Below are 15,092 nucleotides of genomic sequence, written 5' to 3' on the forward strand. Positions count from 1 at the left end.
TACTTTAAAATGCACAATTTTAGCACTTGTCTTGCACACTGTTTCACGAGGCATAACAGGTTCAATAATATGGATCTAATCTATCCCTTGAGGTAATTTGGGTTGATGAATCATATGTCTTTCGCCGACTTCGTGCGGCAGATTAATGGAGAAGGGCGCTGTTTGGTCAGCGCCGAGGATTCTTTTTATGTGACGGAGGCGTGCCTGCGGGCGTTTATGTCGGCGGATGAGATACGGGTCGTTCGTTTTGAATAAATAGCCATAAACATAACCCCTGGGAGTACCCGGGGGTGGGGCAGTGGATCAGCAAAAAATGGGTGTTAATCGCAGGGAGGGTGTTTCAGGGGCTTGGCGCATCCAACTGCTGGAGCCATTGCATTGCAGTTTTTTTCAGTTATCCATTTTGGATAAAAAAGGATGACAATGTGAATAGTAACAGTAACATTTTACTCTATTGAAGAAACTGAAGAGGTACAACTCCATGCTACTACTAATTCATTCCATAGTAGGAGCGGCAGCGCTGCTGTCGTTGGTTTACTCTGCACGCCGTCTTCATCCGCTGGAAGCCGTTCTAACCTTTATGTTCGCTTCTTCTGCGGTACAAAATATCGAAATTATTTTGAGTTCTAATATGAAGCTGTTGAAAATACCCACCGAAGTTAATGTCTATTTAACTTTTCACCTCGACAGGATTGTCGTTTACCCTATGGGTCTATTCTGGCTATCCTTTTTCTTGAGGCACAGCCGGTATTCGTTAGTCATGAAAATTTCTATTGCCGTTCTAGGGCTCTTCACGTTGACAGCAGGACAGTATTGGGAAAATCGCCTAACCGTCATTACTATGCAAAAATGGGGAATTGCCTATTCATTATTGGAGTGGGGAGCCCTCCTGGCAGTCACTGTAGGGTTCAGCCTCCTCATCCGTAAAATGTTAATGAAAGTGAAGGTGAATTCAAGCATATGATATTGCCTTTACCGCAAAAGTTTGACGCAAACGAATGGTTTATTCTTCTTGCGGCCCTCTTTGTTATCTTGCCTTCCCTTCTGTTGCCGAAGAGGTTCCTTGCCATCGAGACAGTAACGATTTTCCTGTTTAATTTTTTTGTGGCGTACACCGTTGATTCGATCATTTCAGTAAAGCCGCTTGATTTATACGACATTAACGATGTCAAAGAGTATGAATTGATGGATCTGCTCATCTATCTGATTTGCTATTGCCCCGCATTGTACCTTTTTCTATACTTCTACGACAAGTGGAAGCTGAGGGGGTGGAAGACGATCATGTATATTGTCGGTTGGTCCTTGCTCACAGGAGGGTTGGAATATTTGGCGCATCTGGCGCAAGTATATAAATACAATAAATGGAATACTGCCTTTTCCGTCGGGGTCTATATCATAGCGTATAGTACTAATATCGGGTTCTTCCATTGGATGAGACAATGGTTGAACCGGCCGTGGGACGGGTTATCGAAGCAACCGAGATCGTAATATCGGCTGGCATCATGTGGCCCCTCCATCTAATGGCACTTTAAGCCATACCATTAATATGACGATAATAATGATTGAAATAATATATGCTCTTATTGGTTTAAGATGGTGAAGCCTCAGCATGGGAAACATCATAATGTCAAATAGAACGGAATGCCAGAAGCTCCATCCATGTTGATAGGAAATTCTGCCGCATAATTCCAGAATCCCCTCGGTGGATACAAAAATACTGATCCAGAGGAGCAGGAAGACGACTTGCTTCGTCCATGTTTTGGGATAGCATGATAAAAAGATAAGGACGCAAAGCGGCATCGTTATAACGGCATAAATAAGAACAACCAGGGATTGGTTGTATAAGAAATCAGGATGAAATACCCAGAGGGAGTGATTTTTAGTTAGAAACTCGTAAAGCAACCCTCCTGAAGTAATAAAGAGCATGGTTGGATGGTAATTCCTCCAATTTTTCCTATCCGCCCACCGCCATGCGGAAAAGATTGTAAATAAGGCTATCGCAATGTGCATATCCTCACCGTAATTATTTTTTTCTTACTATTTCCTCAGAGTCCAATCCATAATCATCAAACTCCAGAGAGATATTGCCAAAGAATTGGAAATGAAAACGAGTTAAAACAGATCGTGTCCAATAATGAAGCATAAATGAAGCCGGCATTGGAGAAAACTAGAAGAAGGTAAATAATCACTTATGAAGAGGGCTCCATGGGCATTTTCTCGAAAACGCAAAATAATACCGATATTTCGTTAAATCCGAGTACTGAGTTACTCAATGTAAGCCTCGTAATCAACCTTCAAAAGATTAGGGACGCATTCGGGGAAAGCACGGATATTGTTATCAAGGAATTTATCTTGGGGAAAGAAGGCCGAGGGGGATTACAGGCAGGGTTTATTTATACCGAAGGCTTGGCCGATGCAGATGACATTTTAAGTTCGTTGATGATGGGTTTAAGAACGGCGGATTTGGATCTGGATGTGGCATCCAGCCATCAGCCTAATCGCATATTGAAGGACTTTGCCCTTGCTGTTGGCGATGTAAAGGAAATTTCGGATTTCAATTCGTTATATACCGCCGTATTATCCGGGGATACCGTCATTTTGCTAGATGGACAAGCCTGTGGTATTGTTGCCAGCAAGAGAGGGTGGAAGGACCGCGGCGTAACTGAACCGTCTGCTCAAACAGTGATTCGAGGGCCAAGGGAAGGCTTCAGTGAAACGCTTCGTATTAACACGGCATTAATTCGTCGGCGTATCAAAGATCCGAATCTGTGGCTGGAGACCAATCCTATTGGCCACATCACCAGAACCGACGTATCGATCATGTATATTCGAGGAATTGTCAACGAACAAGTGTTGAATGAGGTCCGGAATCGTTTGGACCGAATCGATATCGACGGGATTCTGGAAAGCGGTTATATCGAGGAGCTTATTCAGGATGAAACGTTTACCCCGTTTCCAACCATTTTTAATACAGAGCGCCCCGATGCAGTTGCTGCGGGACTCTTGGAAGGCCGGGTAGCAATTTTAGTAGACGGAACTCCTTTTGTTCTCATGGTTCCTGCATTATTCTCGCAATTTTTTCAAGCAAGTGAGGATTATTACCAACGGTGGGATTTTGCCACACTCCTTCGCATTCTTCGTTTTTTCTCTTTTTTTATCGCGCTGCTCGCCCCATCTTTATTCATTGCTATCACGACTTTTCATCAAGAACTGCTCCCAACGCCGCTTTTGATCGGTTTGGCGGCTCAACGAGAAGGCGTACCTTTTCCTGCTTTTATTGAAGCGGTAATGATGGAAATCACCTTTGAGATATTGCGTGAAGCCGGCGTAAGAATGCCAAGAGCGATCGGACAATCCGTATCCATAGTTGGTACGCTTGTTATAGGTCAAGCAGCGGTTGAAGCCGGTCTGGTTTCACCGGCGATGGTTATCATCGTGTCTATAACAGCGATCTCCAACTTCGTGTTTCCTGCCTTTAATATGGGAATTTCCATTCGGATGTTACGTTTCGGGTTAATGGGACTTGCTGCATCCTTCGGTTTATTTGGAATTACCGTCGGGCTGGTTGCCATGGTTCTTCATTTGTGTAGTCTACGGTCCTTTGGCATCCCGTATCTAACGCCTTTTGCACCTTTCATTGTAAATGATCAGAAGGATTCGATATTAAGACTGCCCCGATGGATGCTGCTCTCACGTCCCAGACTGATCTCAAAAACCAATACAATTAGAGGGAAGCAGAGCAAACCTGAAAAATCAAGGGTTCCGTAAACGAACGAATGAATCGAGAGTACGCTTGCAAAGGAGGGTCTATTCTTTGAAAAGAATTGTATTCTTGATTGTCATCCTTGTAATAGTAATTGGGATAACCGGATGCTGGAACCGCCAGGAATTAAATGAAATCGCTATTACGGTAGCGATGGGGCTCGATAAGAGAGGAAACCAGTACCAAGTCTCCGTTCAAATCGTGAATCCAAGCGAAGTATCCGCCAAAAAAGGAAGCGCTAGCAAAGGTACTCCGGTAGCTACCTATTCAGAAACAGGAAAAACGGTATCGGAAGCTCTCCGTAAAATGGTAAACAAAGCCCCAAGAGTCCTATATTTTTCACATTTGAGGTTGCTTGTGATCGGTGAAGGGCTTGCCAAAGAAGGAATCGGAGAAGTATTGGACTACTTGTCCAGAGAATACTCGTTTCGGACCGATTTTTATCTAGTTATTTCCAAAGGTGTTCCGGCGGAGAGAATATTGGAAGTGTACACCTTGCCGCAAGAGGTCATCCCAGCAAATAAAATATTCCGATCACTTCAAAATTCAAGCAAACTATGGGGAGCTGCGACAGAAATTACCTTGGATGGAGTGATTTCAGATGCCACTAAAGATGGAAAACAGCCTGTATTATCTGGTATTTCCATTACAGGGGCCAAGGAAAGCGAATCCATTGAAACCAAGAGCAATGTTGAGCATGTAAAACCGATCGGCAGTTTAACTTTTTCCGGTATGGCCGCTTTTAAGAAAGATAAAATGCTGGGGTGGTTAAATCAACAAGAAAGTAGAGCGTATTACTACATAGAAGATAAGGTGGACAATACCGTTGAGACTGTTTCATGTCCTGACGGAGGAAACATAACTATAGAAATACTCCGATCCAGATCGGATATCAAAGGAATCCTTACAGGCGGTAAACCGGAAATCGATGTACAGCTTCAAGTAGAAGGGAATTTGGATGAAGTCCAGTGTGATCTGAATTTGACAACCGAGGAAAACCTTCAAAGATTGGAGAAAATAACGGAATCACACATACAAGCGAATCTAGAAAAGACGATAAATTCGGTTAAGCGTCAATATAAATCCGATATCTTTGGGTTCGGAGAGGCCATTCACCGCACATTACCAAGAGATTGGGTTGATCTGAAAAACAACTGGAACGATCACTTCGTTGAGTTGCCTGTACATGTTTCCGTCGATGTAAAGATACGGCGCATTGGTACGTTGACCGATTCGTTTGTAAGAAGATTAAAGGAGTAGATCCACTTGTGGGCGATACTTAGTATATCTGTAGTTACCGCTGTGTTCATAATCATCGAAGCTCCTTCACTGGTAAAGAAACAACGGAGGAGGGAGCTGGTTACTTTCTTCGTTCTCTTGTTCTTAGGAGCAGGATTAAGTATTGCTCTGAGCTTACGGGTACAGATTCCGAACCCGCTGGATTGGATAAGGGTGGTGTTCGGTCCAATAAGCAAAGCCATATTTACATAAGTAGAGGGGGGGATGGAAATCAGCAGGAATGTAAAATTGTCTGTTCGTCAATTTTCCTTGTTGGTGATGTTTTTTACAATTGGAACAACGATCTTGATCATACCGGGCGGACTCGCATTAGTCGCGAAGCAGGATGCATGGATTGCTGCTGTTGTGGGAGTCATGCTAGGAGTGCTTCCAGTGCTGCTATATAATTCGATTGGTAAATTATTACCAGATTTAACGCTTATTGAATGTAATGAAAAGCTATTTGGCAAATGGATCGGTACTTTGTTCTCGATTCTATTTATATTCTTCGCGTTTATAGGTTCCGCTACTCTTTTGTTTTACGTAGGCAATTTTATGACTACCCAAGTCATGCCCAGAACGCCGATTCAATATATCAATATCCTTTTTATTAGCATTGTAGTGATGGGAGTAAGGCTTGGCCTTGAAACGATTGCTCGCGCTGCAGAAGTTTTTTTCCCTTGGTTTCTTATTCTGTTCCTTGTACTCGTCATCTTCCTAGTCCCTGAGATCGAAATAAAGAACATTCAACCGGTCATAGATACAGGTGTGAAACCGATCATGCAAGCGGCCTTATCGCTTGTCGGAACAGCATCATTAACTTTAATCGTCTTTTTGATGATAGTACCTGCATGCGTCAACAACCCGAACGAAGCGCGTAAAGATTTTATCGCGGCCGTCTTATTGGGAGGCTTGTTTATCATTATCATAACGCTGCTGTCAATATTGATCCTGGGGTCTGATACAACAGCACGCCAATTGTATCCTAGCTATGTGTTAGCTAAGAAAATTAATGTAGGCAACTTCGTAGAAAGGATCGAGTCAATCATGGCGGGATTATGGTTCTTCACCATATATTTCAAGATGACCTTATATTTCTATGCTGCCGTAGTAGGACTTGCGCAAGTATTGAAGCTGAGAGATTATCGACCTCTTTGCTTTCCTATGGGAATGCTGGTCGTTGTGTATTCACTGGTTGTTTATCCGAATGTCGTCTATATGATGGAATGGGATTCGACCATATTTATTCCTTATGTCATATCGATTGGATTTATTTTCCCTCTGATCATCCTTGTAACTGCATGGGTAAGAAAAAAAAGGAGAAGTTTGAGTTAATGAACCGTCCGGCCAAAATAATAACCATAAAGAAGATTAATTTCTTCCCAATCAACAGACAGTGCCTTCCCGAGAGTTAATGCGGTCTAAGTCTTTTAACACCTGGACAGAGATGCTGACTGATGTTGCACTAAAAATCACGCCTATCATGCACGACAAGAACTTTATCTCCTGACCAAGGATTTATTGACAGGTAGGAGCCTTAATTATGACAAAGTCGCCTTGATTATGGATAAAACAACATCTCCATAGCAATAATAGTGGGAAAACATGGATTTTCGTAAATCTTCAACTCACAACTCGAAGAATGAAGGGGCCTTGGTCACAACTTGAATGAATCCATAGAGATAATAATAAGAACGATCCTTGCCTATTTATGGCTTTGGTTGTATACGAAGTTGATCGGCATGCGCCTGATTGCGCAGAGCTCGTACCATTTGTTCGTGCTTACGATGATGATCGGGACGATCGGCGGTAATATGGCATTCAATCTCAAGATCAGTTTGATTAATTTCATCTTGAGCTTGTTAGTCGTCAGTGTAATCGGGTATGCGCTGATGAGAATATCGTTGAACAGCAAGAAGGCCGACGCCGCTATCTCAGGAGAGCCGGTAGTGATTATTAAGGACGGCGTACTGTTGCAGGAGGAGATGAAGAAGTACAAATACTCGATGGAAGCATTAAAGCAAGGCCTGAGAGGGAAGGATATTTTCGAACTTGAGCAGGTCGAGTTAGCAGTACTGGAGCTAAACGGAACGCTGTCGGTACTCAAGAAAAGGAAATACCGAAACGTCACTTGGCAGGATCTTGAAAGAATAACGAGGCAGTAAAGTGTTTTCTTAAATAGCCGCCGAGTGCACTCGCTCCATAAAATGGGAATCCTCCAACTGAGACACAGATACACTAGCTAACCAGGAGCAGTTTGCCGTCGCGCAGCTGCTCCTTCTGTCGTTAACTGGCACAATAACTATAAAAATAAAGGAATATTTTAACGCTACTATGTACTTGTAGGAGGGAACTGAATGTTACAAGAATTCAATCATTTATGGAATACATCGAAACACATTTAACGGAAGAAATATCCGGAAAAGATATATCAAAAATTGCAGGACTATCGGATTATCATTTTAAAAGAATGTTTTCGTACTTGGCTGGAATGTCATTGAATGAGTATATCAAAAATAGGAGATTATCCGTAGCGAATGTTGAATTAATAAACGGAGCAAAAGTTACAGATATTGCCTATAAACATGGTTATCAATCAATAGAAGGATTTTCAAGAGCCTTTCGTGAATGGAGTGGTTTTCTACCTTCAGAAGTAACTAAAAACAAAATTCAAAAATCGTTTCCTAGATTTATATCCTCATCAAGTCTTGAATGTATCCTATGATTTTGATGATGGTTTTTTAGAAGAGAAAGGAAACTTGACTCATATGATTGGATTTGCAACTACAAAAGAAAATACATTCGATGATTTAGAGCAAATTTCTATTGAAGAAAGTTTATGGGCAATTTTCCCTAATCAAGGACCATTTCCTGCTACGCTACAAGAAACTAAAAAATTTATTCTGAATGGTTGCCTTCTTCAGATTATGAAGTAGCAGATATACCTGGAATTTCTTTTACAAAGTACAATGGTACATCGGAAAATGTATATAGCGAAATTTGGATGCCAGTAAAAAAGTTAGCGATAAACTTGGATGATTATCTTCACAGAAGTGTTTTTCAGTAAAATCTTCATTTACCATATTAGACCAGTCGGAAGATATTGACTGGTCTTTTTTCAAGTGATGTTAACTTTACAGATTTCAAAGGTCCTGAAAGAATATCTTCAACAAATAACTGCTTCAATGTGGTAGAATATGTAATCATAAACTAGTGGATAAGGTGAAAAGAATGCATACGGATATAAGGGTAAGATTGGCATCACTAACCGATGCAGAGGAACTCTCAAGGCTAAATCAAGTATTTAACGGAGGTGACAAACGGCCTCCAAATCAAATAATGGAGAGCCTGAAGGTAAACAACGAATTGATTGCCGTGGCGGAAATTATGGGCAAAGTCGTTGGTTTTGGTTGTGCTCACAGTTTTTATTCATTTTGTTACGAAGAGCCACAGGGAGAAATTACAGAACTGTATGTTGAAGAAGCCGCTCGAAGAAGAGGAATTGCAGGTGCAATCATTTATTGTCTGGAAGAACATCTTAGGGAACGTGGAGTAAAAAGTGTAAAAGTGTTGACAGGCAATAGGAACGACGCTGCAATTAAAACGTATGAACATTGCAATTATGTTATAGACGATGAACTGATGTTGATGAAAAGGATAGGAGACTGAACTTACAGGTACGTTAGCTTAATAAACAATAAGGATGCGGTTGCCGGCATAAATGGCAGCCGCGTTGCGCTAATTGGGAGGATAACGCAAGCACTTCCATGGTTTGCGGTAAAATAAACCATATAGAAAATACATACTGGGGATACCACTATAGTGACAAAGCAAGTTATTGGGCTATGATGTACTTGAATAAAGATAGATAAGAGAAGAGCGAAAATATATATTCTGTTTGTTAGGCTATCGGGACAGATAGCCTAATTGCAAGCAAGAGTAGAAGACGGGAGGGATCTGGGGTGAAAATCTATCAAGTTGGGGTTGCTCGCATGATTGATGCGCCGCTTGAAGCCGTATATAGAGTCGTTACTGACATGAATGTGCACATCGGCATCCTGCCCAGACAATTCGAAACGCTTGAGGTGCTACAAGGCGGTAGCGGCTCCGGTACCGTGTTTCGCCTAACTATGAACGTAATGGGTATAAGGTCGTCTTTACAAATGAGGATCACGGAACCAGTACCTGGGCGTGTGATTCGGGAGCAGGACGATAAAGCAGGCGTCACGACCACTTGGACGTTAAAGCCTTCCGATGACAGCAAGCATTGCTATGTCGATTTAATGACCGAGTTTCCCAGTAAGCCCGGACTTGCAGGAGTAGTGGAGCGGCTTCTTGTTTCACCTATCATTCGCTCAATCTACCACCGAGAATTGGACAACATTAACGTCTATTTGACGACAGGTATTGCTGCTCGTAAGGACTCTGTTCACTTCAGCTAGCAGGTGCATGAGCTCAAAGTGGCAGGAGAGAAATTGTTTTTGGTAGTTAAGGAGCAATCTGATACCATAGGTTGCTCGGTTCTAATCTAATTTCTGAGCAAATGATTCAGCTAACGGGTACGATAGTTTAAAAAAGAACTCCCAAAGGAACTATTACTGAAGCCATTTCCCCAGTTAAAGCTACTTGAAATTCTCATTAATATGCACCCAGATATATTAAACCATTGAACTAACAGGTACGAGTTAGTTCAGCTACTTGCGGCTGGACCCGTGCTTGCGAAATTACAAGGAAGTTGATTCTTATTTACCTAAATGGGATGGATTTATTCAGGAGTTTACGTTGGTGATACCTTATGCCCCGGGTAAAACTGATCATTATTACAAAAAATTACAGCCAGATCATAATGGCTGTCATGCATAGTATTAATCCCAAATTCGAATTCTTGGTATGCCTGCTGTCCGTAGATAGTCCAATAATTGACCTGTATGTACGGATTCGTGGTATGCAGTACGAAGTAGCATATCCCCTAAGCTTCTTATGTACCCTGAATCAGAACGGTCAATCATAATATTTATCAAGTCTTCCTCAGAAAATGTCTTGATTGTGTTAATAAAATCATTCCTGTAGGAATTGGCAAATTCTATTTCTGCATGCACAGATGTGAAAGGCCGATTCTCGAACGGAGAATAGAATACTGATAAACTGCCCCTATTCAAGATGGCTAGGTGGTAATAATGTTCACTTTCTAAAATGTGTCTAATCATCTCTAGACAATTCATTGCATCGTTATCGGGTTTCCAGAAGAGCGTTTCCTCTGGAATGGAAGTCCAAAGCTTTATGCTTCTTCTTCTGACTTCATTAAGGTATACCCATCATAGAATTACCCTCCTAAGTAAGAAAAGACCGTATAAAAAAAATTCTACACGGCCATTCAATAAACCTATTAAAACGCTACGTTTGTCAACAGTCCCGCTTCCGGGAGCTTTTAACCTCTCTTAATTAAACTCTACTCTTTTCTCGCATTAACATAATGGCCCCGATCAAAATCAGAGCTATGGCAAAAACCGGACCGCCCAAAACAAGATGGTTAAAAATGGTTCCAAGTGTAAATACGGCAAAGAATAGCAGGGACAGCACCGTTAAAATAGTAATCGGGATCATCAGATACCGGTTGCGGTTGCCAAACCAATAAAATTCAAAAAGACCGGCCGCAACAGCAAGTAGGAAACCGGGCCACATCAATTCCCAGCTGTCAAACAACATGGAGATCTGGCACACAACCCCTGATGTGAAAATAATTCCTCCAGGAATCAACAGCCCTGCGGCTCTAGGGGCTGTCATGGAGAAGTAAAGCCAATGGAAAAACAATCCTAGCGGAATGACGAACAATACGGGCCAATAATATTCGAAGATCGTTCCAATGTCAATCGGGTTTCCCTGGTTCAAAAATATACCCGCCCCCAGAAGGATAAGGACAGCACCTCCAATATACCTGTTCATATTAAACTCCCTTTCATTAATGATTTCACTATAAATTAAGTTAACATATTTCGGTAAAAACTGTCCCCCAACTTCCGGGTAGTCATTGACTGGACTTAAGTCCAGTCATTGGCAGGATGACTTGAGTTGACCGAAACAGGGGGTTGTTTGCCGGTACAACTGCTCCCTGTTTGTCATTGAGTAACGGGCAGATTTCTTTAACGTAACCAACGCATGTGTGGTAATATTTAGTTATCTTTTAGGGGGAGGTTATTTCAATGAAGTTGCAAGATTTACTTAATGAAAAGCCAACAAAACAGTGGAGAGAACGTATGTTGGAATATGGGGATGATCTATTCACACCTGAACGGCTGGCTTTATGTGATAAGGTTATCGATAAATATATAAATGAATTAATTCTAATACAAGGAGATCTCGACCAAGAAAAGATCATGAAATTCGTTGAAGAATTAGTCATATCTTTTAACGATTTAAATGAAGAAAATGAATACTTCATAGAGACAATGGAAAGAGAAGAATTGGCTGAATTCATTGATAAGGCGGCAAAGTTAGCAGGATTAGAAGTTAAAGCAGGTCAAGACATAACTGAAGAATGGCGAGAATGGTAACTTTAGTTTTTAACACTAATGAGGCGCTATAGCTTAAAGCTTTGGACCTACTTAACACGAAACAATTTATGATGTATTTCGGACTCTTCTAGGGTTGGTGAAGGATAATCGTGGTGATGAGGACCAGCAAAAGACATATATGAGTACGCACGCTGATTTACTTTCATTACCATAATAAACTTGAGCAATTTATGAATTTAACACTCCCCTTTATGGACGTTGTATTAGGGGAGTTTTTGAGATAGCTAAAGGTATTGCAGTCTCGTTCCTGAGAGCAGTTCAGGAGCAAAACTACGACAAGGCTGCGAAACTATTTGGCTGGGAAGGGCAGAAAACCGCGGGCAGTCAGGCAAGCGAATGGAAGCGGCTGGCTGAAGAAGGTGGGGTTCGTCTACTATCCTTCAGTGACGTTCGCGCCGAATATGATGATGGTTGGCATGGGCCATGCGGACCTGGTCTTCGAGGTGAAAAAGGAGTGAAAGTGAATGAGCTTGTATCACTACATTGCATCAAATCACCCTCTGCCTATAGGCGAGAGGGGAGGAAGAAAATCACCACTAGATAAGAGCGGGCTAGTACCCCCTAAAGCATTTCATTTCCTATCAAATGATAATTCTTATGTTCTTTTCCCGGGTGATTTCTCATCCTCAATTAGTGAAGATGAAATTGAAGTTTATGAAACAATGGAAGATGCAGCAGGAATTATTATTTATGAATTGGTTCAAGGCGATGAGATGATACGAAAACACTTTAAGCTGCCGTATGTCTATGGAATAGTGCCCAATTGGGGTAAGTTTTACTTTAACCAAGAAATGAAAAAAATTTTCCCAGAAGAATATTGGGCTTGTGTAAAATGTGTCTCTGTTCTCTTCGATTTGATGCGGGACATTAATGATGATCAGAGTGTCTTTGAATTATACTCATGCTGGATCGGAGAGGAAACACAGGAAAGTAACTCTGACCTTGCAACGTGTATTAGACTCTCAACATTTAAGTTAGGTGATCATTTTGAATTGAAGGAACGGCAATATATTTCAATTGTAAAATGAAGATGGAGCAGGAACTAACTAGCTTAACGGATCGATTGCAGAAAAAATAAAATTTCTCATCTAACGAGTACGTTGTCTTAAAAACAACTAAGACACGGCTGCCGACGTGAATCGGCAGCCGCGTCACGCTAAAGGGCAGGATAGTGTAAAGGTTATTAAGCAAAATGTTGCACTAGGCACATGCAAAAGAGATAAGACAACTATCATTTCAATAGTTGTCTTATCTCTTTTATATTAATTTTCACCAAGAATTTTAGTTAGATCAAGCCCTTGAGGGAATATTTCTTCAAAGTGGTCCTTTTTCTCATATAAATTATACCAAGCTTCAGCAATAACATCTGGGTCCCCTTCTGTACCAGGTTGTATCATGGCTCCGATTGAAAGATGTCCGACAAACACACCTTTTTCTTTCAACTCATTGTGCAGGTTTGCGGCATAATTACGAATACCAGCCCCAACGATTCCGGCATTCCCGGCATAAGGTAAAGGGAACATAGTAGATACGCCTGTTGTAAATAAAATTGCACCAGAACCGTTATTTATCATATCCGGTAGAACCTCATTAACGGAAAGAACGCCAGCCAGCAAATAGCTTTTCATTATATCTAATACACTTTGAGGCGTAGTTTCTAGCACGTTTGTGAACTTATCCTCCCTGGCATAGGGGCTAAATTCTAGTACATCAATCGAACCAAACTCGTTTTTAGCTGCTTGAATGGCTTGTTTTAAAGCAGCTAAGTCCGTGACATCCGCTACAAAAGATTGCGTTTCAATATTTAATTCTCTAAGTTCACGTTCGATAATAGCTAATTTCTCAGGGTTACGCGCAATCGCCGCTACCCTAAATCCATTCTTTCCGAATTTTTTGGCTAGAGACAACCCCAATCCAGGACCTACACCAACTATGGCAATAGTTTTCATATTTCGTTAACTCCTTATCTATGATAGATTAAAAGAAACATACGTTGCTTTAATGGAAACTATACGGCAAATGATGCAATGCAACAATCAACAACCTACGTGTAATGTTGCTATAGCGACAAGATTGACAAATTGTCGGGCGAGAGGTGAGATAAATGGCATCAAAAGTAAGGAATCTACGTATTACACAAACGAAACAGTTATTGATTAATGCTTTTTTCAATTTGGCTTCTAAAAAGGATTTTGAAAAAATTACAATAGCGGATATAACAAAGGGAGCGAAGGTTAATCGTGCTACATTCTATGCACACTTTAATGATAAATACGATTTAATCGATTTTATTATGGGGGATTTCGCCTCAGCATCTATCGAAAACCATACTTCAGGTGTTGTGAAATTCGATCAGGATAGCATAAATCAACTCATTTTAGCGGTATGTGATTTTTATCAACAACCGAACATTGAATGTCGCAGCAGCTATGGTGGCTTGGTCTTACCTCAAATGCAAGAAAAAATACTAAATGAATTGAGGGTTTTTTTGTCAAAAAGCTTGGAACATATTTATACAGATATCGAAAAGAATATGTTCGTGCCGATTTTTGCGCAAATCATCCATGAAGGTGCATTGCAATTGGCCCTTGGTAACCACACCATGAAGAAGGAAGAAGTATCTAGGAAGATTGCATTATTTGTAATTATTGGATCTCAGTCTTTGGAAGGGGCGCTACGCTAACGGGTACGATAGCTTGCCTGCTAGTGTCCGCGGCAATTTTCTCGTGAAATTGGGTCGCCTCGACGAAGCCTATTCGGAATTCAAACGCGCAGCGGCGCTTGTGGGCAACGCCAGGGAGCAAGAGTTTCTATTGAAACGTGCCGTGGTGCACCGAAGGAAGAGATTTTAGATCTTATCTCCATCATATCAAAAAAATATTAAAGGGATGTCGATTTAGTCGCAAACCGTTCGTCGCTTGTATAGAGGCAAAACTAAATGCTTCAATATTACATTAAAGGAGTAATTAAATATGAAATTTCTTTGTTTGGGTTACTTGGATTCAGCGAAAATGGATTCTCGCCCCAAGGATGAGATTGATGCTATAATGTACGAATGTCCACCTCATCTGGAGAATTTCTACAAGAGCGGCCAAGTGATCATCGATGCTGGTCTCTCCTCCGAAACGAAATGCTTGCGGCGGGCGAACGGAAAGGTGAAGGTAACGGACGGCCCTTTTATCGAAACTAAGGAAATGATTGGCAGTGCTTTTCTGATAGAAGCACGGGACATGGAGGAAGCGATCCGGATAGCTTCCTTGCATCCGACCGTTCAGGTAGGCGCGGGGGAGCAGTTTGGCTGGGGGATTGAGATTCGTCCGATCAACTACTTTGAATCAAGAGACTAACCTAATGGTTATTTCGATACTTCAATGGAAGGTCCATCCCACGAAGGCTGGACCTAAAACTTGCTGTTATAAATGAGTTCGGTAACTCATGTTTTGTACAAAGAAAGGGCCATCCCAACCAGGATGGCCTTA

At 41.4% G+C, this 15,092-nt stretch carries 19 protein-coding genes and 2 pseudogenes; 17 read left to right on the plus strand and 4 right to left on the minus strand.

What is annotated here, in order from left to right; genetic code table 11:
- The first annotated feature begins 105 nt into the window (after positions 1 to 105).
- Genes ACFQ88_RS11245 through ACFQ88_RS11260 form a run of 4 tightly spaced genes read left to right on the plus strand, consistent with a single transcriptional unit; the run spans position 106 to position 1,488 of the window.
- Entirely contained in the window at positions 106 to 255 is a 150-nt protein-coding gene (locus tag ACFQ88_RS11245; protein ID WP_379454158.1) for a hypothetical protein, read from the plus strand.
- A gap of 43 nt (positions 256 to 298) precedes the next feature.
- Entirely contained in the window at positions 299 to 421 is a 123-nt protein-coding gene (locus ACFQ88_RS11250; RefSeq protein WP_379454159.1) for a hypothetical protein, read from the plus strand.
- Between the two features lie 60 nt (positions 422 to 481).
- Positions 482 to 964, plus strand: a complete 483-nt coding sequence (locus tag ACFQ88_RS11255) for a hypothetical protein (protein WP_379454160.1) — start codon at positions 482 to 484, stop codon at positions 962 to 964.
- The gene (locus ACFQ88_RS11260) at positions 961 to 1,488 is read left to right on the plus strand and encodes a hypothetical protein (RefSeq protein WP_379454161.1); all 528 of its coding nucleotides are present in this window, start codon (positions 961 to 963) and stop codon (positions 1,486 to 1,488) included. Before ACFQ88_RS11255 ends, ACFQ88_RS11260 begins: the two co-directional genes overlap by 4 nt.
- 12 nt (positions 1,489 to 1,500) lie before the next feature.
- On the opposite strand, the gene ACFQ88_RS11265 is transcribed toward ACFQ88_RS11260, so the two are convergent.
- Positions 1,501 to 2,010, minus strand: coding sequence for a CBO0543 family protein (locus tag ACFQ88_RS11265; RefSeq protein WP_379454162.1), 510 nt, complete (start codon positions 2,008 to 2,010; stop codon positions 1,501 to 1,503).
- Positions 2,011 to 2,205: 195 nt separating this feature from the next.
- On the opposite strand from ACFQ88_RS11265, the gene ACFQ88_RS11270 reads away from it, so the two are divergent.
- From ACFQ88_RS11270 to ACFQ88_RS11300, 8 genes and pseudogenes are all read left to right on the plus strand, one after another.
- Positions 2,206 to 3,768: a spore germination protein gene (locus ACFQ88_RS11270; protein ID WP_379454163.1), complete on the plus strand. Its 1,563-nt coding sequence runs from the start codon at positions 2,206 to 2,208 to the stop codon at positions 3,766 to 3,768.
- 46 nt (positions 3,769 to 3,814) lie between these two features.
- Positions 3,815 to 5,023 (plus strand): Ger(x)C family spore germination protein, encoded by a 1,209-nt coding sequence (locus tag ACFQ88_RS11275; RefSeq protein WP_379454164.1) that lies wholly within the window; start codon positions 3,815 to 3,817, stop codon positions 5,021 to 5,023.
- A 267-nt stretch (positions 5,024 to 5,290) separates the two neighbouring features.
- The gene (locus tag ACFQ88_RS11280) at positions 5,291 to 6,376 is read left to right on the plus strand and encodes a GerAB/ArcD/ProY family transporter (RefSeq protein ID WP_379454165.1); all 1,086 of its coding nucleotides are present in this window, start codon (positions 5,291 to 5,293) and stop codon (positions 6,374 to 6,376) included.
- A 329-nt stretch (positions 6,377 to 6,705) separates the two neighbouring features.
- Positions 6,706 to 7,206 carry a DUF421 domain-containing protein gene (locus ACFQ88_RS11285; RefSeq protein WP_239633649.1) on the plus strand — a complete coding sequence of 167 codons (501 nt, stop codon included), beginning with the start codon at positions 6,706 to 6,708 and terminating at the stop codon, positions 7,204 to 7,206.
- A 215-nt stretch (positions 7,207 to 7,421) separates the two neighbouring features.
- Complete coding sequence (locus ACFQ88_RS39810; RefSeq protein WP_483875129.1) at positions 7,422 to 7,766, plus strand: helix-turn-helix transcriptional regulator; 345 nt, start codon at positions 7,422 to 7,424, stop codon at positions 7,764 to 7,766.
- Positions 7,750 to 8,108, plus strand: a pseudogene (locus ACFQ88_RS39815) (GyrI-like domain-containing protein). The gene ACFQ88_RS39810 and the pseudogene ACFQ88_RS39815 overlap by 17 nt, the downstream one beginning before the upstream one ends.
- 164 nt (positions 8,109 to 8,272) lie before the next feature.
- Entirely contained in the window at positions 8,273 to 8,710 is a 438-nt protein-coding gene (locus tag ACFQ88_RS11295; RefSeq protein ID WP_379454166.1) for a GNAT family N-acetyltransferase, read from the plus strand.
- A 293-nt stretch (positions 8,711 to 9,003) separates the two neighbouring features.
- Positions 9,004 to 9,483 (plus strand): SRPBCC family protein, encoded by a 480-nt coding sequence (locus ACFQ88_RS11300; RefSeq protein ID WP_379454167.1) that lies wholly within the window; start codon positions 9,004 to 9,006, stop codon positions 9,481 to 9,483.
- Positions 9,484 to 9,906: 423 nt separating this feature from the next.
- On the opposite strand, the pseudogene ACFQ88_RS11305 reads toward ACFQ88_RS11300, so the two are convergent.
- Positions 9,907 to 10,347 (minus strand): annotated as a pseudogene (locus ACFQ88_RS11305) (DinB family protein); the annotation flags it as partial.
- Positions 10,348 to 10,483: 136 nt separating this feature from the next.
- On the minus strand, positions 10,484 to 10,984 hold the full coding sequence (locus tag ACFQ88_RS11310) for a hypothetical protein (protein WP_379454168.1): 501 nt from the start codon (positions 10,982 to 10,984) through the stop codon (positions 10,484 to 10,486).
- Between the two features lie 257 nt (positions 10,985 to 11,241).
- On the opposite strand from ACFQ88_RS11310, the gene ACFQ88_RS11315 reads away from it, so the two are divergent.
- The 3 genes from ACFQ88_RS11315 (at position 11,242) to ACFQ88_RS11325 (ending at position 12,641) form a co-directional block, all read left to right on the plus strand.
- Positions 11,242 to 11,592 (plus strand): hypothetical protein, encoded by a 351-nt coding sequence (locus ACFQ88_RS11315; protein ID WP_239633653.1) that lies wholly within the window; start codon positions 11,242 to 11,244, stop codon positions 11,590 to 11,592.
- 314 nt (positions 11,593 to 11,906) lie between these two features.
- Complete coding sequence (locus tag ACFQ88_RS11320; RefSeq protein ID WP_379454169.1) at positions 11,907 to 12,071, plus strand: hypothetical protein; 165 nt, start codon at positions 11,907 to 11,909, stop codon at positions 12,069 to 12,071.
- Between the two features lie 6 nt (positions 12,072 to 12,077).
- A complete protein-coding gene (locus tag ACFQ88_RS11325) occupies positions 12,078 to 12,641 on the plus strand; it encodes a hypothetical protein (RefSeq protein ID WP_379454170.1) in 564 nt (187 codons plus the stop codon).
- Positions 12,642 to 12,875: 234 nt separating this feature from the next.
- Here the strand turns inward: ACFQ88_RS11325 and ACFQ88_RS11330 are convergent, their stop codons facing one another.
- A complete protein-coding gene (locus tag ACFQ88_RS11330; RefSeq protein ID WP_379454171.1) occupies positions 12,876 to 13,562 on the minus strand; it encodes an SDR family NAD(P)-dependent oxidoreductase in 687 nt (228 codons plus the stop codon).
- 155 nt (positions 13,563 to 13,717) lie between these two features.
- On the opposite strand from ACFQ88_RS11330, the gene ACFQ88_RS11335 reads away from it, so the two are divergent.
- Both ACFQ88_RS11335 and ACFQ88_RS11340 read left to right on the plus strand, forming a co-directional pair.
- Positions 13,718 to 14,296, plus strand: coding sequence for a TetR/AcrR family transcriptional regulator (locus tag ACFQ88_RS11335; RefSeq protein ID WP_379454172.1), 579 nt, complete (start codon positions 13,718 to 13,720; stop codon positions 14,294 to 14,296).
- A gap of 289 nt (positions 14,297 to 14,585) precedes the next feature.
- Positions 14,586 to 14,960, plus strand: a complete 375-nt coding sequence (locus ACFQ88_RS11340; RefSeq protein ID WP_239633657.1) for a YciI family protein — start codon at positions 14,586 to 14,588, stop codon at positions 14,958 to 14,960.
- Positions 14,961 to 15,092 lie beyond the last annotated feature (132 nt).

This window comes from Paenibacillus sp. NPDC056579 (genome assembly GCF_042793215.1).
In the GTDB taxonomy this organism is placed as follows: Bacteria; Bacillota; Bacilli; order Paenibacillales; family NBRC-103111; genus Paenibacillus_S.